Source organism: Methylocystis sp. H62 (assembly GCF_015709515.1).
GTDB lineage: Bacteria > Pseudomonadota > Alphaproteobacteria > Rhizobiales > Beijerinckiaceae > Methylocystis.
Genome location: NZ_JADNQZ010000042.1, coordinates 23,826 through 46,151, shown reverse-complemented (window position 1 = coordinate 46,151; position 22,326 = coordinate 23,826). Strand labels below are relative to the sequence as shown.

Here is a 22,326-nt window from a genome sequence, read left to right as displayed (position 1 = left end):
ACAATTGTTACCTTTCGGCCACACGCTAGTTTGGAAACGCTTTAATTCCAAACTAAGCGGTAGTAACTTTCCTGCGAAAATATTGTTCTTGATCACAGCGCAGAGCCGAGCGCCGTTGAGTTGCGACGGAAGAGTTCGCGTTTGGCTGAGCCGAGCGGTCGGCCGCCCCTCCCCTAATTTCGGCGCCGCTATGCTGCTGACGCAGGTGCGCCAATGCAAAAAGGTCGAAAAGTCGCGGCGCTGCGCAACGCTGCAGCATCAAGCGCGGCACGCGACTTGCTTGACGATCGTCAGTCAATCACCGCGCGAGGCTGCCATGCAGATCAGCGTAAAGGTGGCGAAAGCCATTGAACGCAGGCGCGTTTTCGTCGTGGACGACAATGAAAGCTTTCGCACGGCGATCGAGTTCATGCTCCATGACACATATGAGGCGCATGAACTCGCGAGCGCGTCCGAAACGCTCGCAAAAGCAGAGCAAATAAGGCCGGACTTACTGGTGCTTGCCGAAGGGGTCATCCGCGTCAACGGGCTTGATCTCATTCAGGAGTTTCTGGCGCGGGTTCCGGAAACCAAAATCATCGTCATCGTTGATCAGATATCGAGCGGATTCGGCCAGGAGTGCGTCGCCGAGGGCGCGCACGGCTTTTTGGCGAAGCCGCTGCAAATTGAACTGCTGCGCGATAAGGTCGACGCGCTGCTGAGCGCCAGGAAAAAGTCCGGCACGATCCCGCAGGCCGTTCTGAACCTGCGCTAGCGCCGGAACAGCCGCCAATCGACACTGATGCAGGGAGGTCGCCATGGAGCCTGTCATTCCGCCGATCGAGGACGGCGCCGAACGTGACAGGTTAGAGATCGCAATCGACGATTGCGTGCGTCGCTTCTACGCCAAGGGCGCCGAAGATCCGCTGTTGGGTCCCATCTTTATGGCGATTGACGGTCTCGACCAGCACATAGGGATCGTCGCGAATTTCTGGTCCAGGACCTTGCTTGGCACGGAGCGCTATCAGGGCCAGCCCTTCGCCGCGCATATCCATTTGCCGATTGAGCCTCAGCATTTTACGCGCTGGCTCGAACTCTTTAGCGTAAGCGCCAATGAAGCGCTGCCTAAGACGCAGGCCGAGCAGGCGATCGCGAAAGCCGCCCACATGACGCAATGTTTCCAGTCTGGGCTGTTCCCCTTCGTCGGCGCCGATGGAAAGCCGTCGCGCGTTCCAGCGCCATAGCGCCCATCGGCCGCCCACGAGCGTTAGTCGACCGCGATCATCACATCCGACGATTTGATGACCGCGCTGACCTTCGACCCTTCGCGGAGTCCAAGCTCCTCGACAGATTCGTTGGTGATTGAAGCTGTGACGGTCAATCCGTTGACGTCGATCGTCACATGCGCCGTGGTTGCGCCCTTCTGGATGTGCTTGACCGTCCCGGGAAGGCTGTTGCGCGCGGAAATCTTCATGCCGTCGGCTCCTAAGAAAAGTGGTTATCGCTATGGCCTCCCCTCGACGGCGCCCGACGTCGCCACGACTGCGGCATAATAGTCAGCCGCTTAAGCCGGGTTTCCTTCGATGAAATGAGACTGCAATCGCGTCTATATCATCGGTATGGCGCGGCGCATATCACACGCCTTCTGCATAACCGACCAATAACTATCCAATCTGTTACAAATCTAGGCAGCAGCGATCCTGTCTTTCACGTCAGATCGCCGAGTCAGCTTCGACTGCATCCAACCAAGGCGGCTTGCCGTCGGCCGCTGAGTGCGTGGATCACACGCAGTCGGTCGTCTTTGCGTCGATCGCTCTTGCGCCAAGGTAAGGAAGAATCTGCGTACATGTCGATCGACGCGCACGGCTCTCCGCCAGATCGTCAAGGATTGTGCTCAATAGGTCACGCCGCTGCGCAGCGGGATCGGGAGCGCGGAAAGCGTTAAGCGCGACAGAAGCCTCATGGCGGCGAAATGCCGCATAAGGCATGGACGCGCCTGTAAATCAGCTATCGACTCGTTACGATGCGCGTGGCGCTAAGCGCTTCGCAAGTCTTCGCGCCGGCGTCGGCGCGGCGAGACCAAAATCGGTACGGCGCAAGCACGGTTTGGATGGAGCCGGTCGCCGATCAATCGGGCGGCGGCGCCGGAGGAGACGGCAGAAGGCGCAAGAGTTGATCAAGCCTGCGCGCCAACGCCGATGTCGCGGCAATTGCAGGCCATTGTTTTTGTGAGGCTAAGGACAAAAAGGCGGTATGGCACGGTGCTTGCGTCAAAACCAGTGAAAACACCCACGCATGTCGTGAGGCTAAATAGTATGGGTTTGCAGCTGGCAGGCGGCGCGTGCGCGCCGAAGGCGCGCGAATTCGATGTGAGAGACACTGCTCTCGTCGGCATCTACGAAATATCGAAGCTCCTGGCGTCGCCAAACCGTCTGGAAACCACGCTTGCGGGCGTGCTTGCGCTGCTTTCGAGTTTTCTTGATATGCGCCATGGCTTGGTCGCGCTGCTCGACGCGGCAGGCGGGCCCGAGGTTGTGGTCGGATCGGGCTGGAGCGAAGATTCCGCCAAGCGTTTCTTCGACCGGCTTCCCGAACGCGCCGTGGGGCAGATCGTCGCGACGAAAATGCCGCTCGTCGTCGAGAACGTCGCAGCCTCGCCGCTTTTCCAAGGCTCCGACTTTTCCGAATGGGGACCGACCGACGGCCGGCCGTTCTCGCTGATCGGCGTCCCGATCAAGGAGGGCGACGCCGTCGTCGGCACGTTGACGGTGGATCGCGTCTATGACGATCGTTCCGTGACGCTGTTCGACCATGACGTGCGCTTCCTGACGATGATCGCCAATCTCGTCGGCCAGACCCTTCGGCTGCACAAGCTCATCGCACGCGACCGCGAACGTTTGATGCAGGAAAAGGCCTGGCTCGAAAAAGGCGATCGCCTTCCGCAGATCGAAACTAAGAACAGCGGCATCAATGGCGTTGTCGGCAGCAGCCCGGCGCTGCGCGCGGTGATCGATAAGATTCGCGTCGTCGCCAAGGCCAAGTCCACCGTCCTTCTGCGCGGCGAATCCGGCACCGGCAAGGAGCTGTTTGCCGCGGCGATACACAATCTCTCGCCGCGCCGCTCAAAACCCTTCATCAAGCTGAATTGCGCGGCGCTCCCCGAGAGCGTGTTGGAATCGGAGCTCTTCGGCCATGAGCGCGGCGCTTTCACCGGCGCCGTGAACATGCGCAAGGGCCGTTTCGAACTGGCTGACGGCGGCACATTGTTTCTAGACGAGATCGGCGAAATCACGCCGGCGTTTCAGGCAAAGCTGCTGCGCGTCTTACAGGAAGGCGAATTCGAACGGGTGGGCGGCACGCGCACGCAGAAGGTCGACGTTCGACTCGTGTGCGCGACGAACAAAAATCTCGAAGAGGCGGTCAAGCGCAATGAATTTCGCGCCGATTTGTACTACCGCATCAGCGTCGTGCCCATCTTCGTGCCGCCGCTGCGCGACCGCAAGGGCGATCTCGAACCTCTCGCCAACGAATTTCTGCGTCGCTTCAACGCGGAGCAAGGCGGACGGCTGAGCTTTTCGGAGTCGGCCATGCACGTGCTCACCGCCTGCGCCTTTCCGGGCAACATCCGAGAGCTGGAAAACTGCGTGTTTCGGACAGCGACTTTGGCGCAAGGGAATGTCATCACCGACAAGGATTTCTCCTGTCGCAACGACGGCTGTCTCTCTTCGGTGCTTTGGAGCGGCTCATTGGAGCGTTCGGCGCCGCCTCCACCCGTCGCGAGCTTGCCGGCCCTGGCGCCGCCGCGCGAACGTCAGCCTGCCCCGCCGCCGGCGACGACGAGTGAGCGCCCGAACGCCGACCCTTCGCCCGAGACCTGTCCCGGCGCCGAAAACTGCACCGCCGTGGAGCGTGACGGCCCTTCCGATCGCGAACGTTTGGTGGACGCCATGGAGCGCGCGGGTTGGGTCAAGGCGAAGGCGGCCCGGCTGCTTGGACTAACCCCTCGTCAGATTGGCTACGCGCTGCAAAAACATGGCGTCGAGGTAAAGAAGTTCTGAGTTCCTGGCGCGGGCGAAGAGCTCGGCGATTTGCTCGACGGCCGACAATCGTGGCGTGCCGTCGACGTCGTCCCCCGCGCGCGCCGCGCTAAAGTCGGCGCGCCCACCCTTCTCAGCAGTCGCCCGCATCAATTGAGACGTCGGCGATCACCTCGCCCTTATTGTCCTTCAGCGAATATCGGACGATGGCGCCGGTCGTGCGATGATTCGGCATCGTCAGACACACGCGCTCCTGCAGCTGGGCCCTCAATGCGGCGAGCTTCTTGGCGTTGCCGACCAGAGTTCGCGCCGTTTCATCGTCGACGATCGTATAGCTGTAGTTGAACGCGTTGCCCGGACCGGCCGTCGCCTTGTCGAGACGCACGCCCTCGCTGACCATCTCTGGAAGCGTCGCGTTCACCTCGGCCGCTTCTCGCTCCAAAGCCAGCGAGAGGGGCTCCGGCGGCTCATCGATATTAAGGCTTTCCCGATATTGCCTCGCGAGAAGGAAAGCCGTCGCCACGATGACGATCAGCGCGGCCGCTTCCCAGACCCCCATCCATGACTTCGTATCGCCTTCGTCCCTCACGGCAGCCCTCGCTCCAACCCGCGTCGATTTTGTCTCGACGAAGCGCGTAGCGCAAGGCAGCGGTCATATTAGTTTTCAGTGCAGCTTGAATTCTTTATCGAGGAGCTTCAACTCAGCCGGTTTGATGAGGTTCGAATGCGCGACGGTGACGGAATGCAGCGGGCCATCGAGGCTGCGCATCCAGAAATCGAGAAATTTGCGCAGCTCCGGAAACTCGGGATGAAGATCATATTCCTGCCAGATGTAGGATTGGATGATCTTCGGATAATCCGGCAGACGATAGAGAATATTCGCCGTCGTCAGGCCGTAGCCCTGAAGCTGCAAACGGAAGCCGCTGGACGCCATGCCATGCTCCTTGACGATCTGATTCCTTTCAGATTAGGAGCAAATCCTCGGAGTGCAAGCGCCAGGAAGGGCAAAGGCCTGAAAAAACAATGTGCTATCAGCAGACTTGCGTGAGTGCCAAAAATGCCCTTGTCAACGCTGGCGCAGCTAAAAAAAAATTTTGCGCGCGGAAGGCGCGCAGAAACAGCAGCGCCGTCGCAAGCGACGGCGCCAGCTCATGTTTACTCGGTTGGCCAGCCGCGGCCGGCCGCGACGGGCTGATCAGATCTCAGCCGATTCGTAGCTGGTGATTTCCATACCGACGCAGATCTCGACGACGATCGGTTGCGACCAGACCATGGCGTTGCTCCTCCAATTTTCGTAGTCCGTCCGACATGACGGCTCCGGTGGAGAATAATGAAGGGCGCGCATCGTTACACCTTCAAACTTTCGCCATCCATGCTTCCAAATTTTCCTGCTCCGGACGGGCGTCAGTCGAACATACTCCTTGCCAAATCATTCACCGTCGTCTTGCAGCGGAAGCGACACCGTGATCCGCGTGCCGCCGGACTCCCGCCTTTCGATCCGCTGCGCGCCGCCAAGCGCACGCACGCGCTCGTTCATGCCAAGCAGACCCATGCCTGGAGCAAAGCGCTCCGAAATGCCGACCCCATTATCCTCAATCGTGATCTTCAGTTGCGGCGACGCTTCGGCGTCGAGTTCAGAGAAATTCCCAGACGCGTCCAAGCCGAACTCCAGCGTGACTTCGCCCTTATCTGCGCCCGCGTGGCGGAAGATATTGGTGACGCCCTCCTGCACCACACGGTAGGCCGTCAGCGCCGTCTCCTCGTCGAGAGACGAAAGATCGTGGCGCGCGACGAGCCGCAGATCGACCTCGGGATGGGTGAGCGCCCATGAGGCGAAGAGCGCCTTCAGCGCTGGTTCCAGACCAAGTTCCTCAAGACCTTTCGGCCGCAGCCGTCCGAGCAGGCCTCTGAACAACGATTGAAGCGACTCGCTCGCTTTGTCGATCGTTGCGCTCATCTGTCTCAGTCGGCCCAGATCGGGAGCGGGATGCGAGAGAAGCTCCTGTAGCGTCGCCGCCGTGGCGCGTATCGAAAACAGACAAGGACCGGCTTCATCATGCAGATCGCGCGCGATATCCTTGCGCTCGCCTTCCTGCACCTGAAAAAGCCTGTCGACGAGCTCGCGATTCTCCTGCTTGACGCGATCGAGCGTCGCCCCGAGCGAATTCACGGCGGCGGCGATCAATCGGAATTCCGTCGCGCCGCTGACTGACAGGCGCACGCCGCTCCTGCCAGCCTCCAATTGCGCCAGGCCGAACTTCAGCGCATCGAAAGGCGCAAGCGAGTAGCGCAGGAACAGGAGCACGAGCGTCAGGAAGATGATCGTGACGGCGAGGCTGATCGCGGCGAGCCACAGCATGTCGGACCAGATCTCTTCGAGTTCGTCGAAGGGGTTCGAGATCACCACAATATTGCTGTAGGCGCGCCCGCCGACCATCACGGGAATCGTCAACACGCGCGGCGAGGCGCCAACCAGCTTCACAAACCATTCGGGCACGTCCTGACCGGAATGGCGGATCTTCTCCAGCCAATCGCGCGGCGCCGCCTCGTTGGCGGCGAGGATCTCGACGTCAGCATGGCGAAGGTTCCCGAGCGATCCGTAGAGGCGCCGCAACGCGGGGAGCGGATCTTCATTTTCGGGAAGATTTGCAATCGTTGTTAAGACAAATTCCCGCATCAATCTGAGATTGCTTCCCGCTTCCGCGCGCACGCGCGGGCCGGCGTGAAGAAGCTGGATTGCAAGATTGATCAGCAACGTCGCGATGAGCACGACGCCGATCAATCCGCCCAGTCTGGCTTTAAGCGAAACTCCGCGCATGATGAACGCCCTCGTCTCCATGCTTAACCGTTGACGTCCATTCACAGTCGATTGACAAGACTAGCGGTTTTCACAACATAGGTTCAGGCTCTCAAACAAGCGAAAAAGGATGCGCATTCTCATCGTCGACGACCACCCCATGGTGATCGAGGGCTGCCGCGGCATGCTTTCGGGACAAAAAGACATCGAAGTGCTCGAGGCGCATGACGCCAACGAGGCGCTTGACTCCTACGCGTCCGCAGCGCCCGACGTCGTCGTGCTCGACATCAATCTACCCGGCGTCTCCGGCTTCGAACTGTTGCGCCGCATCTTGAAGCGGGACGCGAACGCTCAAATCATCGTTTTCACCATGAACGACGATCCGGTATTTGCGGCGCGGGCGATCGAGGGCGGGGCGCGCGGCTATGTCGCGAAGAACGAGGACCCACGCGTCTTTATCAAGGCGATCCGCGCCGTCGCGGCGGGCGAGCGCTATCTGTCAAACACTCTCGCGCTCAAGCTCGCATTCGCCGACCAGAGCCGCGCAAGCAACCCGCTCGACGCGCTGAACGGTCGGGAAATCGAGATCCTGCGCAATCTCGCCGACGGCAAGGATATGACCGAAATCGCGCATATTCTGAAGGTCTCCTACAAGACCGTCGCGAATAATTGCATTTTGCTGAAGCGCAAGCTCGGCGCGCGTTCGAAAGCGGATCTTCTGCGTATCGCCGTCGAAAACAAGGTTGCGATGAAACTTGCCTAAAGCAGGTTCCGAAAAAGTTGACAGACTTTTTCGATGAGAACCTGCTCAACATTTGATTTCGAGCGTTTCCTTATCGATCACATGGCTCCCATGTGATCGGGGAAGCGCTTTAGGCGTCGCTATCTGAATTGCTTCTGCGTTCGATAACGGGCGGCGAGCATCCGCAGCGCCTCCTCCCGTTCAACTCCGCTGTGGCGCAGATTGTAATAGTGCTGGCAAACCTCTCCATAGGTCTGCTTTTGGCCGGCGATCGCGGCGACTTCTACAAGCGAGTTGATCAGCCCCGCGAAATCCTCCGCATGGCCGTCGGCCGCGAGCATCTGTCCGACCTGAGCGGTGCGATTCGCGAGCATGCGGTCGGACTCGAGGAAATGCGGCTGCGCCGAGAGCAGAGCCGCGCGTATGCGCTCTACCGCGGGTTCACGCACGCCGACGGCGCCGCCGGCTTCGCGTTGGGCGAGCCAGAGCGCAGGTTCAGTGCGATCAGTCGCGCGCAGCCAGACGTCAGCGCCCTTATGCGCCTCAGACTCGATCAGATCGTCCTGTTCGGCGCTGCGCCGCTCTTCGCCGCATGAGGCGAAGAGCGCGCAGACGCCTGCAAGAATGATCGCTTCGCGAAAGCGCATCGCGGCGCTATTTCCCTTCCACTTTCTTCTTCAGGCCCTGAAGGCCGTCGCGCACGTAGCTCGTCATCGCCGCGCGCGCGGCGTCATCGTTGAGATTTTCCGGCGGCTCATTGCTGGTGTCGCCGCGATAGAGACGTCCATACCATTTCACCAAACTCCCTCCCGCCGACGCAGGTTCGATCGTGAAGGTGACGGTGTAGGAACTTACGGGCAGCGCATCGAGATTTGGATCAGACATGCGCCAAGACAGTTTGAGCGCCGAAGCGTCATATTCGTCGAGCCCTTCCTTCAGAACGCCGCCCTTCTTGAGGGTTATTTCGCGCTCCGCGCCGGCGGCGTCTCCGCCCTTGGCGGCTACGCTCTGAACGTCAGGATGCCAGTTCGCGAGCCCGTCGAACTTGCCGGCCACAGCCCATACGGCCTTGGGATCGGCGGCGATGACGATCGTCTCGTCGACCTTGATCGGCGTCGGTCCGTGCGCGAGCGCAGGCGCGCAAATCAGAAGGGCGAAGAGCCCCAGCAGCTTCCTCATTTTATTCTCCTTGGTTGGGGAAAGCGGTAGAACGGCGTGGCGCGGCGAATCTGAATGAAAGCCTGCGCGAAAAAAGATGCGGCGACGGCCATGAACGTGAGAAGCGCAGCTGTCACGCCAAAAAACGGTCGCAGGTCGAGCGCTGCTTCACGCGGTCGAACGGACGCAGCTGCGGCATAGTCCTTCCACAGTCGCTTGCCGTCTTCGAGATGGGCGTAGGAAAGTCCGGTCTTTTCGGCGAGCGACCGAAGATAGTCCTCCTTTACGGAAGACAGATGCTCGACGCCGACCGCCGCACTCGCGCCGAAGGGGGCGTTGCGGGCGTTGTAGCCCTCGCGCCGCTCCGCGCCTTCAGGCGGCAAGCCGAAGCGGCTCTCGTGCGGAACGTCGTCCGCGCCGTGGAATCCAACCTCTCGGCCCCTATCGTCAAATTTCGGGATGGGCGAAAGCTCGTAGCCGCCAACGCCAACGACAAGGCCACGCACCTCGCCCGCACGCCCTTCGAACGTCGGCGCGCCACGCGCGGGAAGCGGGGGGGCCTCCTGGCCGTCGCTGAAAAACAGCAAATCGCTTTTCAACTCCCTCGCCATATCGATCGCGCGGAAAAAGCCTGCGGATATCCGGCTGTCGCCTTCCCAGGCCATGCGCCAGTCGAGCGCCTCAATCGAAGCTTGCAGAGGCGTGAAATCTGCGCAGACGTCGATCGGTTCGAACAGCAGGAATGGCCTGCGTTCGGTAAAAACGCCGAGCGCGACATGCGACGGACAGGGCAATTCCGCGAGCATGGCGCGAAGCGCGGCTTTCACAGCGTCGAGACGGCTGACCGGCCGACCGAACGCGGCGTAATCGCGAACATTCATGCTGCCGGTGATGTCGACGATGGCGAGAAAATCGAATGACGGCCGCCAGATCATAATCTTTGGCGCAAAGAAAGTGGCTGCAAGCGACAGCGTCGCCAACGCGAGAAGAGCGACGCGGGGATCGCGCACATCCGGGCGCATCACGGCAGTCCTTTCGGTTTGCCGGGAATATCGGTCCAGAGCTTTTTGGGATCGGCGCTCAATTCGTCGCCGCTGTTTCTCTCGAAATCCGGAAAGTCCCGGACGAGCCGCGCCGCGACGTCGAGATTGAACTTCGCGTCCCAATCGTCGGGCGCGAGTTGCAGCGCACGTCGATATTCGCGCTTGGCGAGATTGACGAACGGGTTGGCCGCTTCGAGTTGCGATCGTTCGATATGATCGAACGCTTTGCGCAGCAGCGCGTTCGCCAAGAGATAATGTCCCCGCGCGCGCATTTCGATGCTCCCGCTACGGTCGAGCGCCTCCACCAAGGCTCGGGCGCGATCGACTTCGCTTCGCGCCGCAAGAAAGGCGACGCGCGAGAGAATCGTTTCCGGCCTGTCGTTCGCGTCGACGGCGACGTCACGGCCCTCGCGCATCGCCTCGATCGCGTCATTTGCGTCGACGGCGCCGCGCCAATCGGTAAGCAATGCAGCGGTCGTCAGGATAAGCGCGAGACAAAGCGCGACCAGAATTGACGATTTTCCTTCTCGCCAAAGCGCGCGCGCCTTGTTGCGCACGATCGTCATCCTGGTCTCGAAGGTCCTCATCGCGCGTTGTCCCCGACGCTCAGCCTGACCTCTGCGAGCTTCGCAGCGAGAAGAAGCGCCATGGCGGCGAGCGCGAGCGCGAAGGCCCATGCGCTCAGATCCGTGCGCGGCAATTTTTCGACATATCGGACGGGATGGCGTTCGAGCCTGTCGATCTGCTTGACGGCCTCCTGCGTCGCCTCGACGCCTTCTGCCTCGAAGGCCTGGTAAGGGACGCCGAGCGATTTGAAGAAGAGATCGAGATGGCGTTCTGGCGCGGCCTGCGGCGACTCATCGTCGCCCGCCGGCTGATCGGAGATGCCTCTGCTGCCTTGGGTGCGCAGGAACAGCCAGTAAAGGCTGACGTTCGTCTTGCGGAATTCCGCCTGTAAATCATCGCGCAGCTTTGGATCGATCACGCCGGCGCCGTCGGATATCAGCAGAACCGCGCGCGACAGATCAGCCTGACTCGTCTTGAACATCGAGAGCGCCATGGCGAGCCCGCGCGCGATATTCGTATAGTCGAGGCCCGGACGGTCGATCGCGTCGATGGCGGCTTCGGTGGCGCCGATATGATCCGAAATCGGCGTCACCAGCATCGGCGCCGTCGAAAACGCCGCGACGCCCACGAGATCGTGACGGCGCGCTTCGACAAAGCGCTTGAGAATGCGCCTCGCCGCCGCGGCTTTCGACTCTTCCCCCCCGGACGGCGTTCGCCCCGCGAAGGTCTCGTTCATGCTGCCGCTGCGGTCGATCAGCATGACGATCTGCGCGCCCTCGGAAAAGCGCTCGACGTCCGCGCCTGCGACATAGGGGCTGGCTGCGCCGAGTAGGCTGGCGCCGACGGCCACGACGCCGCAGAACTTCAGAAGAATGCCGGCGACGACGGAAAGGCCGTCGACGGGCGCTGCGAGGAGCGAGGGGATCGTCGCGCCGCGCAGGACGGACCGCAGCAGTGGGAGCAGGGCCAAAGGCGCTAGGAACAGCGGCTCGATGTGCTCAAAGCCGAAGCCGCTCATCCTGCGCGCTCCTGCCTGGCGAGCCTGCTGACAAATTGCGCGAGCTGCTCGGCGGCTTCGTCGTCCTCCGAGCTTTCGCCGCCAAAAAAAAGCCGCTTCGAGGTTTCGAAAAATCGCTCGAAATCAACGCGCAGAAGCTCGAATTCCGGATGTCTGCGGAGGAACTCCGGAACGTCGCCTGACAGCAGAATTGCGCCATTGGCCTGATCGAGCGCGCGATGCACCGATTGAATCGCCACGGCGAGATTGCCGCCATCAGCGCCGCGCCGCGTCGATATTTGACGCGCGAGCGCTGAAAACACTCGCGCCTTCCGTTGCTGGAAGGGCGGCCAGGCGCGATCACGCGCGACGAGAGCGAGCGCCAGCAGGGCGGCGGCGCCTGCGCCGAACGCCAGATTGAGCGGCGTGGCTTCGTCAACGAACGCCGACGAACCGTCGGGACGCAGATAATCCGACGCCTGCTCTTGCTTCTGCGGCGCGATCTCCCGCAAAGGAGAAACGCCAATCCTCCATGCAGGAACGGCGATGGTCTGCGCGCCCGTCGCCGTCGTAATGGAGAGATCGAACCCAGGAACCTCGATGTCACGCGCATCGAGCGCGACATAGAAATTCTGATATGTGAGGTCGAGACGCCATAGGCGCGCGCCGTTTTCCATCGTCTCGCGAAGTTTGACGTCCCGGAGATCGAGCGAACCGCTGAGCGGACCGGGATTGGGCAGGGAGGCGCGCGATAGCACGGCGTCCGCGGGGACGGAGACGTCGATGCGCGCATGAATGAGATCGCCCACGAAATAGCCGAACGGGCGCGCCGAGTGGATGCGCACCGTCGTTTCCTGCGCAAATGCAGGAAGCGACGCGGCGAGCATGAGGGCGACACATGCCATGCGCATCGCAGGCCTCACGCCGCCGTCAGCCGCATGCTGAGATCGCTGGCGTCGAAACTGTCCTGAATGAATATTGGCGCGCGGCTGCGTCTTGAAGAGGCGCGGTCAAGATTTTTGCGACGGAGCTTCTCGGCTTCGACCCAGCGCCGCTGAAGCGCGGGCCTCATCAACAGGAGCTGGCGGCGAGCGCTCTCGCTGTCGCAAAGCTCCAATACGCCCCACTTCGGCGGCGCGACTTCAAGAGAGTCGATCAGAACGAGGGGCGCGACATCATGCAGTGAAAGCGCCTCCAACGCCCGCTCAATCAATTGCGCCGGCCAGCGAAAATCGGAAATGAGAAACACGAGCTTGCGCGTGGCGCCGAGAGCCGCCGCCGCATCGAGCACGCCTTTGGCGCTCGAGCCGCCGGGCGTTTCGGCGCCGATCCTTTCGACGGCGGCGAGCGCCGCCCTTCTCGAACGCGTCGCCGGCAACGTCGCCCGATCAATCAACGCCTCTTTGAAACCGAACACGCCGAAGCGATCGCCGTTGCGTGTGGACGAATACGCCAGCGCGCCGCAAAGATCGACGGCGACCTGAAATCTGTTGACGGCTCCGGCGAAGCCCATCGAGGCGGAAAGGTCCACGAGCGCGTAAACGTCGATCGCCGCCCTTTGCTCGAAGCGACGCACATAGGTGACGCCGAACGGATCGCGCAGCGTCGCGCGGAGGTCGATGCGGCGGGCGTCCGGATAGCGCATGAAAGGCGCCTGGTCGCGAAAGACTCCAAAGCCGCCGACCTCGCTCGACGTGTGAGCGCCGACGTGGTTGGCGGCAAAGCGACCGCGCGGTCGATATAGGATATCGACGAGCGTATTCATGGAACGGGCGTCGCGTCGAAAGCCGCGCGGCACAGTCGCTTGACGATGTCGTCGCTGCGCAAAGCGTGGATCGGATCGACAAAGATGCGGTGCGCCATGACTTCAATGAAGACATCGCGCACATCTTCCGGAATGAGATAATCCCGCCCTTCGAGCCAGGCGCGCACCCGCGCAGCGCGCACAAGCGCCGCCAGTCCACGTGGACTCGCGCCGCCCTTGACGAGGCTGTCGAGGTCGACGTCCGGCAGCGACACGCCGGCCGAACTTGGGTCGACGAGAGCCCGCCAGAGGTTCAGCACGTAGCGTTCAAGCGCTTCGCTCGATCTCACATGCGTCTGGATCGCGCGCGCAACAGCAGGCGTCTCGCGATAGTCCAGCGTGCCGGGGCTCACCCTCTCGAGAAGCGTTTCCGTATCATGGAACGCTGGATCGAAAACCAGCCTGCGGCGCGCCTCCTCATCATCCGGCGCGGCCATAAGAATTTCCATGAAAAATCTGTCGCGCGCGGCCGCCGGCAATTCGAAGGTTTCTTCCCGCTCCACCATGTTCCGATCAGCGAACACATTGAGATAGGGGAAGTGATGCACGCGATTGAACGCCGACACGCTACGCTCGGCCATCAGCCGCAGCAACAGCGAATGAACCTGCGGGCGCGCGCGGTTGATCTCATTGAAGAAGAACACCGGCAGCGTCTCCGCATGGCGGAGAAGCTCGGATGGATCGACGCGGGGGCGGCCGTCTTCGCCCAGATAGGTATGATAAAGAATGTCGCTCGGCATCATATCGACGGTGCCTTCGACGCGAGCGAAGTCGCCGCCAAGCGCGCGCGAAACGGCGCGCAGCAGCGTCGTCTTGCCGACTCCGACATCGCCTTCGATCAGCACATGACCGCGCGCGAAAATGCAGATCGTCACGAGCCTGACGACGCGCGCTTGCCCGATGACCGCCTTTTGAATTTCCTGTTCAAACTCAAGGGCGCGCGCGCGCCAATCGGAGAGCTTCTGGACGACGTGCAGAGTTTCGTTCAAGGCCTGACCTAGCGCGCCAAACATAAAGAGGCGGCCACGATCTCGGGAATAGAGCCGATGCGCTGTTGTCGAATACGCCGGCTCCAGATCGTGGCCGCTAGATCATCGCGCTTTTGTCGCGATGAAACTTATTGAGCAATCTTGCTCACGTCATATTCCCACTTGCCGGTCTTCTTGAAGTTCTCGACCCGCTTCTTGTTGCGTTCTTCCATAGCCTGGACTGACGCCTGCTGTTTGGCGATTTCCTTCGGGTCGTGCTTGGGATCGTATTTCGACCCCTCGACCTTGTCCGGGAAGCCGGGCTTGGGTTCCCAGCAATTTCCGGGGGCCTTGCACTTGGTGCCGTCATAGGCGAGCGCGCTTCCGGCGGTAAATAGAATGCCGACGGTGAGCGCCGCGGCGAAATGCATCTTACGCATCCCTGTTTCCTCCTTTTTGCGAGGCTTGCGCCTCGGTGTTTGCGCCTCCGGCGACGGCGGCGTAGAACTTACTTCGCCTTCTCCTGGCACTTTCCAGGCGGGCTGTCCGGCAGGGTTTCGTGACCCGCATAGGGTTTGAAAGACTTGCGCTGAGCGTCCGTCAGCCAGGTCGCCTTCTCCGGCGCTTCCTTGAAGACGTGACGGACCCAGGCCATGACCTTCAGCATTTCGTCGAGCGTGAGGTTCTGGTACTGCGGCCCCATCGACGCCTGCCCGCCGCCATAGATCGTCGAGAACAGGCCTTCGTCGGTCTCGTTCTGCGGATAGGTCCAATAGGCGTCGTTGAGGCCGGGGCCGATCTTTCCTTCGGCAAGGTGGCCGTGACAGCCGGAGCAGGCGGAAAGAAAGAGCTGTTCGCCCAGCTTCAGACAGCTTGCATCCTCGTTATAGGGATTCTTGCCCGACGCCATGAATTCCTTGACGCCCGCGGTGTCCTTTCCCTCAGGCAGCGCGTCATCAAAGTTCAGCACCTCGCCCGTGATCGTATTGCGGAATGTGATCCCTGCAGTCTGCGCGATGGCGCCGAGCGCAACCAAACAGGCCGCGGCGCCGATGAGGGACAGGGAAACGCTTCTTTTGCTATTCGACACGTATTTCGTCCTGCTTTTCGTTTGCGCGCGGCGCATCATTGGGTGACGGGAAGCAGAGGAACGCCTTCCGCTTTGAGGATGTCATCGATCTTTGGCCGAGCGGCTACGAGCGCCTGATCGATTTCAGTCAGCAAGGCTTTGTCGTCGCGCCGCACCGCGACCGATTGGTCGAAGCGCTGCGGCACTTTTTCGCCACTGCTCTTCGCCGCATCGTCTTCGATCAGCGTCATCCGCAGCGGCGCCGATGACGCCTTGACGTAGCGCGCGACGTCGGGCGCGAAGCCGACCGCGACGTCGGCGGCGCCGCTGATCACCTCCCCGACCATGCGAGCGGGATCAATCTGCGTGTATTGATTGCGCGCCGATTTGAAATTCACCAGCGAATAGAGATAGGCCATGTTGTCTTCGTATTTGCCCATATCCTTGAGCAGCGTTTCGCCCGGAGAGCCGAAGGCGACGGCGATGTGGCCGAGCTTCTTCAGACGCGCGTCGGACCATGACTTGATGTCGAGGTCGCGATCGGCGCGGCTGACAAAGACATAACCGGTGCGATAGTACGGCTTCGACGTCGCGACGCGCGGATCGCCGGTATCAAGCCCGATGACGACGTCGCAGAGCTTCTTGTCGAGAGAATCCCGCACGAAATAGATCGCCGGCTGCTGCGACCAGACGAACTGCGGCTTGCGTTTCATGGCGTCGGCGAGCGCAACGCCGATCTTGTTCTCAAGTCCCGAGCCGTCTTCCATCGAGAGCGGCGGCTGGTTCTTCGCCGCGCAGATGCGAAGCGTATTGGGATCGGACGGCTCTGCCGCCGAAGCGGTCGCGGCGTTCGAGACGGCGTCGCCAGTAACGCCGAGCGACGCGCCTTCTGCGCTCATGGCCGCAAGGGCGACGAAGAGTGCGCAGCACGCGCCGACGGGCAAGCGAGTGAATCGCGACATGGCTTTCTTTCCGTGATCATTTCGATCGCCTGCTCGGACGCATGGGGGCGCGTCCGAACAGGCGTCTCGTAACCGCCTCAGGCGGATGAGATCGATGGAACGAGCGGCGATTAGTTCGCCTTGTATTCGCCCACGCTCAGATCGTCGTAGGGGCCTTTGCCGTCGAGCGAGAACACCATCACGCCGCCGCCCATCTGCGTGTAATTGGCGAGCTGCTTGAAGGCGCCAACCGCACCGAGACCGGCTGTCGGATCCTGGAGATCGAACACGAGGCCGACGCCCGGCCAACCGCCGACGCCATACAAGATGGCGAGATATTCGACGCCCTTGTGCTGATAGACGATCGGATGTCCGATGACGCCGGACGGAAGCTTGAACTTCCACAGCAGTTCGCCGGTGTCGCTATGACGGGCCTTGATGAAGCCGTCGAGCGTTCCGTAGAAGACGACATTGCCGGCGGTGGCGGCGGTGCCGCCCCAAACAGCGAAGCGCTCCATCTTCTCCCATTTGAACTTGCCGGTGATGGCGTTGTAGGCCTTGATCTGGCCGAGGCCTTCAGCCTTCTGACGATCGCCCTTCGGACCCGGAAACATGTTGAGCGTCGCGCCGACGAAGAACTGACCCGCGCGATAGGGAAGCATGAAGGGCTCCCAGTCCATGCAGATGTGGTTCACGCCGAGGAAGAACAGCTCCTTATTGGGATCGTAGGAGTCGAGGCCCTGGTTGTGATAGCCCATCGCCGAGGGACAGATGTCCTTCGCGAGATGGTCCATCCGCGTGCCATATTCCGGATCGCGCACCGGCAGGCCGCTCTTCAGATCGACCTTCTTGAACACATTGACCGTGTCGTCGATCTTGTCGGCGGAAACCAGCGTGCCGTCGGTACGGTCCAGCGTGTAGACGATGCCGTTGCGATCGGGATGGGTCAGCAGCTTGCGCAGCTTGCCGTCCTTGTCCTTCTGCTCGCTGAGCATCATGAAGTTGATGCCGGCGTAGTCCCATTCATCGTGCGGCGTCTTCTGATAGCCGAACTTCGCCTCGCCCGTATTGAGGTCGCGGCCCCAAATGGTCATCGTCCACTTGTTGTCGCCAGGACGCATCGTCTCGTTCCACGGCGCCGGATTGCCGCTGCCGTAGTAGACGAGGTTGGTGCCCGAATCGTAAGCAAACCAGCCCCAATTGGTGCCGCCGCCGATCTTCCAGGCGTCGCCTTCCCAGGTCGCCGTGCCGAGGCCCTTCTGACCGTAATGCGGATTGGCCTTGTTGAAGTCGTCGCCGATCAGCACGTCCGAATCCGGACCGGTCGCGTAGGCGCGCCACTTCTGCTCGCCGGTGCGCACGTCATAGGCGGTCATGTAGCCGCGCACGCCCAGTTCGGCGCCCGAGCTGCCGATGAGCACAATGTCCTTATAGATGTGCGGCGCGACGGTCAGCGTGGAGCCGACCTTGAAGTCGGAGTTTTCGATCTTCCAGTATTCCTCGCCGGTGCTGGCGTTCAGCGCGACGACATGGCCGTCGAGCAGCGTCTTCACGATCAGCGCGGGCGCCTTGCCGTCGCCGGGCCAGTAGGCGAGACCACGATTGACGATGTCGCAACAGGCGACGGCGCGCGCCGCGGCGTTCTGCTTGGGCTTATGCTGCCAGAGAATGCGGGTCGGGTCGTCGAGGTTGAGCGCGAACGTATTATTGGGAAAAGACGTGTGAACATACATTTTGCCGTCGATGACGATCGGCGAACCTTCGTGACCGCTGAGCAGACCGGTCGAGAACGACCAGGCGACCTTGAGGTTCTTGACGTTATCGGCGTTGACCTGGGTCAGCGTGCTGTAGTGGTTGGAGCTGTAGTTCTTGCCCTGCATCGCCCAGTTGTCTTCGCTCTTCGTCAGAGCTTCGAGCTTATCCTCGGCAGTCGCAGCGGACATCGTCACGATCGGCGCCGCGATCAGCACGGACAACAGGGACACGGAATTCAGCAGTTTCCTCATCGACGAGTCCTCCTGCAACCTCGCCCGGACGCCTTCATGGCGTCTTCGACGGCGACGTCGCCCCGCAAATAGACGGCAAAATGCAGCCGCCGTGGTTCATTGACGGTCGCTTATTCTCGCTGCGCGTCGGCGCAAATTCGAGAGACGATCCGCCGGCATATAAGTTTAAGCGCAAGGCCGAGTCTTCACGATTTATCGGTAATGTGTCTCGGGAAAGATTGGCATGTTTGCTGCCCATGCTTCCCGACGTCGGGGCGCTTGACGCAAAACCGCACACAGATTTTGTTGAAGGGCGTTCATCCCCTCCTCATCAGAAGCATCGAATGCCAAAACCTCTCTCGCCAATGACTTCGCCTGCCCGCCGTCATCGCCTGCTCACTCCGGCGATTCTGCGCCCGTCCGCTCTTCCGGTCGCCCTGGTCATGCTCATGCTGCTCGGCGCGACGCTTGCGCGCATCGGCGCGCAAACGGCCCACGCCGCGCTTTATCCCGACGACAGGCGGCAAGCGATGACCGAGGCGGACATGAATCGCTTCACGGGCGCCGGCGTGCTCATGTGCTACTCCGATTTCGGAACGCTGGAGCGCGCGGCGGCCGCCTGGCTCATCGGTTCGCATGACCTCGTCGTGATGAACGCGCATAATTTCGTCGACCGGCGTCTCGCCCCTACGCATCCGGTGACGAATTGCTTCTTCAGGATCGCCGGCGGCGATTACTATTTCGATGAGGACAGCCTGCGCATCGGCGCGTCCGTCGAGTCGAAAGCCCTGCACATCACAGACGACTGGGCCTTGCTGCGTCTGCTTCAGCCAACGCCTGAACCCGTGAGGCCGCAGCCCGCGCCGGATACGAGCGATATCGCCACGGGCGCGCGCTTCAAGGTCGTGATGGTCTCGCCCGCCGGACATTCCAATACCCGCCTCGCGGCCACCACTGAGTCATGCGATGTTTATCGCGTCGACGAACCTACCGAAGGCCACACTCGTCGCGTGCGCCACGACTGCAATGACGGCTATGGCGGCTCGGGTTCCGGCCTGTTCACCGAAGACGGCCGTCTGATCGCCATGCATAGCGCTTCGCTCGACATGAATCAGAAGCGGCCTTTCGATATCGAGACGCATTTCGGTTCGGCGATGCTTTTCGAAGGCGAACTCGCCGAGGCGATCCGTGACGCCGCGTCGAAGCCGCGTTAGCTCATTCTTTTGGTGGAATCGTCCGTATCCAGGCGACGAGCGCGTCGAGATCATCGGGCGACATTTTCGAAAAATGCGCCTTGGAGAGCGTCGACATCGGCGGCCTCAACGGCGCGCCATCACGCGCCACGCCTTGTGTGATCGCGCGCTTCAACTCATCGTCCGACCAGGCGCCGACGCCCTTTGCCGGATGCGACGTGATGTTGGAGGCGACGACGACGCCCGCGGCGTTGCGAAAGGTTTTTCCGCCCGCGCCGAGACGATTTTGATAATCAGGCGCGCCGTCGATCTCCTCGCTGTGACACGACAGGCAGCGCGCGATCGACGCGACATAGAGGCCGCGCGTGTTTTTGTCGGCAAGAGACGCTTCATCAAAGGCCGCCGACGCTCCGGGCATCGGATGGGGCGCCCATTCGCCGCTGCGCTGCTGCGGCGCCTGAAGCGGCGCGCGGATCGGCGTCGCCGAGCGCAGAAAAGCGATGATCGCGTTAAGATCGCTCTGCGTTAGCGGCTTATACGAGTCCGACGGCATGACGGGCGCAAGGCGGGCATCCCGGCCGACGCCGTCGACGATCGCGGCGCGCAATTCTTCGTCAGTCCATGCCCCGACGCCGGTCTCTCTATCTGAAGAGATGTTTGGACCCCGGACGACATAGGATTTGTCGGAGAATGTCTGCGCGCCGCCGCTAAAGCGACTGGAGAGGTCGTAGCCTGCTGCGCCGCGCGGCGTGTGGCAATTGTCGCAGGCCGTCAGCGCTTCGACGAGATAGCGGCCGCGTTCGCTATCGCCAGCATGGGCTGCAGGACCGATCAGGCAGAACGCGAGCAGCATTGCCAGAGACGATGGCGGTCCTTTAGCGCTCATGATGCAGATTCGTTGGTGTCGGATATGGCGCACTCAATGCAACCTTCTCTTTGCGTCTCGCGGAGATATTCCCAGATGGAGCAGGAACGTTCGGTAAGACGCCGCAGGAGTCAGCGCCCGAGAGAAAGGTTCGAGCCGTCGAGGACGGCATAGTCGAAACGTGCGCCGGTGACGATCGCCGCGGTGAAATTGGCGCCTGTAAGAACAGCATGGGTGAGATTGGCGCGCGTAAGGTCCGCCCCGTCGAAATTGGCGTCGGGGAGTTCGGCGCGCACGGGAACCATGCCCTGATTGGCGGGATCGGCGCCGAGATCCGCGCCGATCAGCTTCGCATGGCGAAAGTTGACGCTTTTTCCGCCGCCAATGATGCGCGCATTTGAGAGGTCGGCATCGTCAAACTTCGCGCCGTCGAGAAGCGCGGCATAGAGCATCGCGGCTTTCATCTGAGCGCCCGAGAAGTCGGCGTTCTGCAAATCGGCGCGCGTGAAATTCGCGCCCGACAGATCGGCCTTCGCCAGCTTCGCGCCCGCGAGCTTGGTGGAGAAGAAGTCTGCGCCATGCAGGTTAAGGCCGGAGACATCGACGCCTGAGAGATCGAGATTTGAAAGATCGATCGGCTTACCCTGCGCTTCGGTGACCCTATATTCGATCTCGGCGCGAGTCATCTCCGCAGCTAAGGCGCACAAGGGCGCGGCGGCGAAAAGAAGCGCGGTCGCGACAAAAAAGAGTTCGCGACCGACGCGCTTCAGATTGGGCGAACTCATCACGCGAATCCCCGGCATATGCATATGGCTCTGCAAAGGTATGTACGGCGGCTCAAAAGACGCAACAGAACAATCTCCCGGGCGTGCGGGGAAACAGCGGCAGCCCTCGGCCACGGCGCCGGCAGCACGTAGATCGCCATACGCTTTCGCGATAAGGAATGGAGATGCAACGCGCACAACTTTTTTCCTCCGGTCTCGTCGTCGCTCTCTTGTTTTTGGCGGGCGCACATTCGCCTGCCCTTTCGAGCGACGCTGAACCGCCGAAGCGCCGGCCGGGCCTTTGGCGCATTTCGACGATCTCGCCAGAGATCGGGCTGCAGACCAATGACGTCTGCATCGAAGAGGGCGACAGCATCATCGGCGCGCAGGACGAAAGCTGCGCGAAGCCCTCCGTTACGCACGCGAATGATCAGATCATCGTCACGATCGAATGCGACCCGAAGGATGCGCGCGACGTCACGAGCCTGCTGTTCACCGGCGATTTCAAGAGCTGGTATCGCGCGCAGTCCAAGGCAACCGCGAAGGGGACTCGCTCAGGCTTCACGATCGACGCGAAGTTTCTGTCCAAACGCTGCACGAACTAGCCGCTCCCGACGATCCAGTCGGGACTGCGACGCCGAAAGCTCTACTCTGGCGAGATAGCAGGCGCAGGTGAGACCGTTCTCTCCTGCTCCGATGACGATGGCGTCGTAGGTCTTAGGCATTGGCTCTGTTCCGAGTTCGGCAGTCCCCACGCTTCGTTTCAAACTTATACAGCGATTACAGCGAGCCGTTTTTTTAGCCTCAGCGTTCGTGATGCTCGTATTCTAACTGCAACGCATCACGAAGCAGGAGAGGCATGATGACGAAAGCAGAGGTCACGTCAAAAACAGTCGCCATCAAGCACATCAAGATTCGCTCGGCAAAAACGTTTGCGGAGGTTAGAGAACAACTCGAAGCTGCGCTGCCGGAGCTCGATGCGCAAATCGTCGAACACTTAAGCCGGAACGACGAGCAAGCGGTCAAGGTTTACCAAGACGCCGGGGCCAAGCTATCGATCTTCCTCGCCCGGGACCATGGCGCCTTATTGCAAATCGCTGGAGGACGCCGCAACGCGATTCAATATGAGATTGGCAATCCCTTAACCGCATCCAAAATGACGCGTCACTGTCTCGCCGCCGCTCTCTATGCGCCGCTACGTGTCGTGCTGTTCGAAGATGAAGATGGGAGTTCGGTCTTCGAATATGACCAGCCGTCATCGCTCTTCGGGCAGTTCGACGATGAACGCGTAACCGAGGTCGGCCGATATCTCGACGCCGCGCTTGAAGCTGCATTGCTTCAAGCGGCCGACTAAGGCGGCGCGAAATTGCCACGCTGACCCAATTTCTGCATGTAGCAATTACTCTTATCTACGTTC

At 61.2% G+C, this 22,326-nt stretch carries 26 protein-coding genes; 7 read left to right on the top strand and 19 right to left on the bottom strand.

Annotation, left to right across the window (positions count from 1 at the left end; all coding sequences use genetic code 11):
• Positions 1 to 316 precede the first annotated feature (316 nt).
• Entirely contained in the window at positions 317 to 754 is a 438-nt protein-coding gene (locus IYY11_RS03865) for a response regulator (protein ID WP_196402798.1), read from the top strand.
• Between the two features lie 43 nt (positions 755 to 797).
• Positions 798 to 1,223, top strand: coding sequence for a group III truncated hemoglobin (locus IYY11_RS03860; RefSeq protein ID WP_196402797.1), 426 nt, complete (start codon positions 798 to 800; stop codon positions 1,221 to 1,223).
• A gap of 23 nt (positions 1,224 to 1,246) precedes the next feature.
• On the opposite strand, the gene IYY11_RS03855 is transcribed toward IYY11_RS03860, so the two are convergent.
• Positions 1,247 to 1,453 carry a molybdopterin-binding protein gene (locus IYY11_RS03855; protein ID WP_196402796.1) on the bottom strand — a complete coding sequence of 69 codons (207 nt, stop codon included), beginning with the start codon at positions 1,451 to 1,453 and terminating at the stop codon, positions 1,247 to 1,249.
• Positions 1,454 to 2,294: 841 nt separating this feature from the next.
• Between IYY11_RS03855 and nifA the strand changes: the two genes are divergently transcribed.
• The gene (gene nifA, locus IYY11_RS03850) at positions 2,295 to 4,037 is read left to right on the top strand and encodes a nif-specific transcriptional activator NifA (RefSeq protein WP_196402795.1); all 1,743 of its coding nucleotides are present in this window, start codon (positions 2,295 to 2,297) and stop codon (positions 4,035 to 4,037) included.
• Positions 4,038 to 4,149: 112 nt separating this feature from the next.
• Here nifA and IYY11_RS03845 read toward each other — a convergent pair whose 3' ends face one another.
• The 4 genes from IYY11_RS03845 to IYY11_RS03830 form a co-directional block, all read right to left on the bottom strand.
• Complete coding sequence (locus IYY11_RS03845; protein ID WP_312029693.1) at positions 4,150 to 4,605, bottom strand: hypothetical protein; 456 nt, start codon at positions 4,603 to 4,605, stop codon at positions 4,150 to 4,152.
• Between the two features lie 75 nt (positions 4,606 to 4,680).
• A complete protein-coding gene (locus tag IYY11_RS03840) occupies positions 4,681 to 4,950 on the bottom strand; it encodes an usg protein (RefSeq protein ID WP_018406715.1) in 270 nt (89 codons plus the stop codon).
• A gap of 261 nt (positions 4,951 to 5,211) precedes the next feature.
• Entirely contained in the window at positions 5,212 to 5,289 is a 78-nt protein-coding gene (gene pqqA / locus IYY11_RS23675) for a pyrroloquinoline quinone precursor peptide PqqA (RefSeq protein ID WP_409455217.1), read from the bottom strand.
• A gap of 156 nt (positions 5,290 to 5,445) precedes the next feature.
• Positions 5,446 to 6,834 carry an ATP-binding protein gene (locus IYY11_RS03830; protein WP_196402793.1) on the bottom strand — a complete coding sequence of 463 codons (1,389 nt, stop codon included), beginning with the start codon at positions 6,832 to 6,834 and terminating at the stop codon, positions 5,446 to 5,448.
• Positions 6,835 to 6,943: 109 nt separating this feature from the next.
• On the opposite strand from IYY11_RS03830, the gene IYY11_RS03825 reads away from it, so the two are divergent.
• Entirely contained in the window at positions 6,944 to 7,576 is a 633-nt protein-coding gene (locus IYY11_RS03825) for a response regulator transcription factor (RefSeq protein WP_018406713.1), read from the top strand.
• A gap of 119 nt (positions 7,577 to 7,695) precedes the next feature.
• Here IYY11_RS03825 and IYY11_RS03820 read toward each other — a convergent pair whose 3' ends face one another.
• The 12 genes from IYY11_RS03820 to IYY11_RS03765 form a co-directional block, all read right to left on the bottom strand.
• The gene (locus IYY11_RS03820) at positions 7,696 to 8,202 is read right to left on the bottom strand and encodes a hypothetical protein (protein ID WP_196402792.1); all 507 of its coding nucleotides are present in this window, start codon (positions 8,200 to 8,202) and stop codon (positions 7,696 to 7,698) included.
• Positions 8,203 to 8,209: 7 nt separating this feature from the next.
• Positions 8,210 to 8,734: an SRPBCC family protein gene (locus tag IYY11_RS03815; protein WP_196402791.1), complete on the bottom strand. Its 525-nt coding sequence runs from the start codon at positions 8,732 to 8,734 to the stop codon at positions 8,210 to 8,212.
• Positions 8,731 to 9,735, bottom strand: coding sequence for a vWA domain-containing protein (locus tag IYY11_RS03810; protein WP_196402790.1), 1,005 nt, complete (start codon positions 9,733 to 9,735; stop codon positions 8,731 to 8,733). Before IYY11_RS03810 ends, IYY11_RS03815 begins: the two co-directional genes overlap by 4 nt.
• The gene (locus IYY11_RS03805; RefSeq protein ID WP_246719605.1) at positions 9,735 to 10,322 is read right to left on the bottom strand and encodes an MxaK protein; all 588 of its coding nucleotides are present in this window, start codon (positions 10,320 to 10,322) and stop codon (positions 9,735 to 9,737) included. The genes IYY11_RS03810 and IYY11_RS03805 overlap by 1 nt, the downstream gene beginning before the upstream one ends.
• Positions 10,323 to 10,339: 17 nt before the next feature.
• A complete protein-coding gene (locus IYY11_RS03800) occupies positions 10,340 to 11,341 on the bottom strand; it encodes a vWA domain-containing protein (RefSeq protein ID WP_196402788.1) in 1,002 nt (333 codons plus the stop codon).
• Positions 11,338 to 12,231 carry a nonribosomal peptide synthetase MxaA gene (locus tag IYY11_RS03795; RefSeq protein WP_196402787.1) on the bottom strand — a complete coding sequence of 298 codons (894 nt, stop codon included), beginning with the start codon at positions 12,229 to 12,231 and terminating at the stop codon, positions 11,338 to 11,340. Before IYY11_RS03795 ends, IYY11_RS03800 begins: the two co-directional genes overlap by 4 nt.
• Before the next feature lie 8 nt (positions 12,232 to 12,239).
• Positions 12,240 to 13,085 (bottom strand): DUF58 domain-containing protein, encoded by an 846-nt coding sequence (locus IYY11_RS03790; RefSeq protein WP_196402786.1) that lies wholly within the window; start codon positions 13,083 to 13,085, stop codon positions 12,240 to 12,242.
• Positions 13,082 to 14,137 (bottom strand): AAA family ATPase, encoded by a 1,056-nt coding sequence (locus IYY11_RS03785; RefSeq protein WP_196402785.1) that lies wholly within the window; start codon positions 14,135 to 14,137, stop codon positions 13,082 to 13,084. The genes IYY11_RS03790 and IYY11_RS03785 overlap by 4 nt, the downstream gene beginning before the upstream one ends.
• A 104-nt stretch (positions 14,138 to 14,241) precedes the next feature.
• Positions 14,242 to 14,532, bottom strand: coding sequence for a methanol dehydrogenase [cytochrome c] subunit (locus IYY11_RS03780; protein WP_196402784.1), 291 nt, complete (start codon positions 14,530 to 14,532; stop codon positions 14,242 to 14,244).
• A 68-nt stretch (positions 14,533 to 14,600) separates the two neighbouring features.
• Positions 14,601 to 15,182 carry a cytochrome c(L), periplasmic gene (gene moxG / locus IYY11_RS03775; protein WP_196402783.1) on the bottom strand — a complete coding sequence of 194 codons (582 nt, stop codon included), beginning with the start codon at positions 15,180 to 15,182 and terminating at the stop codon, positions 14,601 to 14,603.
• 35 nt (positions 15,183 to 15,217) lie between these two features.
• A complete protein-coding gene (moxJ, locus tag IYY11_RS03770) occupies positions 15,218 to 16,123 on the bottom strand; it encodes a methanol oxidation system protein MoxJ (protein ID WP_196402782.1) in 906 nt (301 codons plus the stop codon).
• A gap of 110 nt (positions 16,124 to 16,233) precedes the next feature.
• Entirely contained in the window at positions 16,234 to 18,108 is a 1,875-nt protein-coding gene (locus IYY11_RS03765) for a methanol/ethanol family PQQ-dependent dehydrogenase (RefSeq protein ID WP_196402781.1), read from the bottom strand.
• A gap of 323 nt (positions 18,109 to 18,431) precedes the next feature.
• On the opposite strand from IYY11_RS03765, the gene IYY11_RS03760 reads away from it, so the two are divergent.
• A complete protein-coding gene (locus IYY11_RS03760) occupies positions 18,432 to 19,301 on the top strand; it encodes a serine protease (RefSeq protein WP_196402780.1) in 870 nt (289 codons plus the stop codon).
• Position 19,302: 1 nt separating this feature from the next.
• Here IYY11_RS03760 and IYY11_RS03755 read toward each other — a convergent pair whose 3' ends face one another.
• Positions 19,303 to 20,166 (bottom strand): c-type cytochrome, encoded by an 864-nt coding sequence (locus IYY11_RS03755; protein WP_196402779.1) that lies wholly within the window; start codon positions 20,164 to 20,166, stop codon positions 19,303 to 19,305.
• Between the two features lie 110 nt (positions 20,167 to 20,276).
• Positions 20,277 to 20,930 carry a pentapeptide repeat-containing protein gene (locus tag IYY11_RS03750; RefSeq protein WP_196402778.1) on the bottom strand — a complete coding sequence of 218 codons (654 nt, stop codon included), beginning with the start codon at positions 20,928 to 20,930 and terminating at the stop codon, positions 20,277 to 20,279.
• Positions 20,931 to 21,094: 164 nt separating this feature from the next.
• Here IYY11_RS03750 and IYY11_RS03745 point away from each other — a divergent pair, with 164 nt between their 5' ends.
• Positions 21,095 to 21,514 carry a DUF3617 domain-containing protein gene (locus tag IYY11_RS03745; protein ID WP_196402777.1) on the top strand — a complete coding sequence of 140 codons (420 nt, stop codon included), beginning with the start codon at positions 21,095 to 21,097 and terminating at the stop codon, positions 21,512 to 21,514.
• A 254-nt stretch (positions 21,515 to 21,768) separates the two neighbouring features.
• The gene (locus IYY11_RS03740) at positions 21,769 to 22,263 is read left to right on the top strand and encodes a DUF302 domain-containing protein (protein WP_246719604.1); all 495 of its coding nucleotides are present in this window, start codon (positions 21,769 to 21,771) and stop codon (positions 22,261 to 22,263) included.
• Positions 22,264 to 22,326: the final 63 nt, after the last annotated feature.

What these genes read in the sequence shown, in the direction of transcription:
- IYY11_RS03865 (WP_196402798.1), top strand. Translation starts at nt 317, where the DNA reads ATGCAGATCAGCGTAAAGGTGGCGAAAGCCATTGAACGCAGGCGCGTT.
- IYY11_RS03860 (WP_196402797.1), top strand. Translation starts at nt 798, where the DNA reads ATGGAGCCTGTCATTCCGCCGATCGAGGACGGCGCCGAACGTGACAGG.
- IYY11_RS03855 (WP_196402796.1), bottom strand. Translation starts at nt 1,453, where the DNA reads ATGAAGATTTCCGCGCGCAACAGCCTTCCCGGGACGGTCAAGCACATC.
- nifA (WP_196402795.1), top strand. Translation starts at nt 2,295, where the DNA reads ATGGGTTTGCAGCTGGCAGGCGGCGCGTGCGCGCCGAAGGCGCGCGAA.
- IYY11_RS03840 (WP_018406715.1), bottom strand. Translation starts at nt 4,950, where the DNA reads ATGGCGTCCAGCGGCTTCCGTTTGCAGCTTCAGGGCTACGGCCTGACG.
- pqqA (WP_409455217.1), bottom strand. Translation starts at nt 5,289, where the DNA reads ATGGTCTGGTCGCAACCGATCGTCGTCGAGATCTGCGTCGGTATGGAA.
- IYY11_RS03830 (WP_196402793.1), bottom strand. Translation starts at nt 6,834, where the DNA reads ATGCGCGGAGTTTCGCTTAAAGCCAGACTGGGCGGATTGATCGGCGTC.
- IYY11_RS03825 (WP_018406713.1), top strand. Translation starts at nt 6,944, where the DNA reads ATGCGCATTCTCATCGTCGACGACCACCCCATGGTGATCGAGGGCTGC.
- IYY11_RS03820 (WP_196402792.1), bottom strand. Translation starts at nt 8,202, where the DNA reads ATGCGCTTTCGCGAAGCGATCATTCTTGCAGGCGTCTGCGCGCTCTTC.
- IYY11_RS03815 (WP_196402791.1), bottom strand. Translation starts at nt 8,734, where the DNA reads ATGAGGAAGCTGCTGGGGCTCTTCGCCCTTCTGATTTGCGCGCCTGCG.
- IYY11_RS03810 (WP_196402790.1), bottom strand. Translation starts at nt 9,735, where the DNA reads ATGCGCCCGGATGTGCGCGATCCCCGCGTCGCTCTTCTCGCGTTGGCG.
- IYY11_RS03805 (WP_246719605.1), bottom strand. Translation starts at nt 10,322, where the DNA reads ATGACGATCGTGCGCAACAAGGCGCGCGCGCTTTGGCGAGAAGGAAAA.
- IYY11_RS03800 (WP_196402788.1), bottom strand. Translation starts at nt 11,341, where the DNA reads ATGAGCGGCTTCGGCTTTGAGCACATCGAGCCGCTGTTCCTAGCGCCT.
- IYY11_RS03795 (WP_196402787.1), bottom strand. Translation starts at nt 12,231, where the DNA reads ATGCGCATGGCATGTGTCGCCCTCATGCTCGCCGCGTCGCTTCCTGCA.
- IYY11_RS03790 (WP_196402786.1), bottom strand. Translation starts at nt 13,085, where the DNA reads ATGAATACGCTCGTCGATATCCTATATCGACCGCGCGGTCGCTTTGCC.
- IYY11_RS03785 (WP_196402785.1), bottom strand. Translation starts at nt 14,137, where the DNA reads ATGTTTGGCGCGCTAGGTCAGGCCTTGAACGAAACTCTGCACGTCGTC.
- IYY11_RS03780 (WP_196402784.1), bottom strand. Translation starts at nt 14,532, where the DNA reads ATGCGTAAGATGCATTTCGCCGCGGCGCTCACCGTCGGCATTCTATTT.
- moxJ (WP_196402782.1), bottom strand. Translation starts at nt 16,123, where the DNA reads ATGTCGCGATTCACTCGCTTGCCCGTCGGCGCGTGCTGCGCACTCTTC.
- IYY11_RS03765 (WP_196402781.1), bottom strand. Translation starts at nt 18,108, where the DNA reads ATGAGGAAACTGCTGAATTCCGTGTCCCTGTTGTCCGTGCTGATCGCG.
- IYY11_RS03760 (WP_196402780.1), top strand. Translation starts at nt 18,432, where the DNA reads ATGCCAAAACCTCTCTCGCCAATGACTTCGCCTGCCCGCCGTCATCGC.
- IYY11_RS03755 (WP_196402779.1), bottom strand. Translation starts at nt 20,166, where the DNA reads ATGAGCGCTAAAGGACCGCCATCGTCTCTGGCAATGCTGCTCGCGTTC.
- IYY11_RS03750 (WP_196402778.1), bottom strand. Translation starts at nt 20,930, where the DNA reads ATGAGTTCGCCCAATCTGAAGCGCGTCGGTCGCGAACTCTTTTTTGTC.
- IYY11_RS03745 (WP_196402777.1), top strand. Translation starts at nt 21,095, where the DNA reads ATGCAACGCGCACAACTTTTTTCCTCCGGTCTCGTCGTCGCTCTCTTG.
- IYY11_RS03740 (WP_246719604.1), top strand. Translation starts at nt 21,769, where the DNA reads ATGATGACGAAAGCAGAGGTCACGTCAAAAACAGTCGCCATCAAGCAC.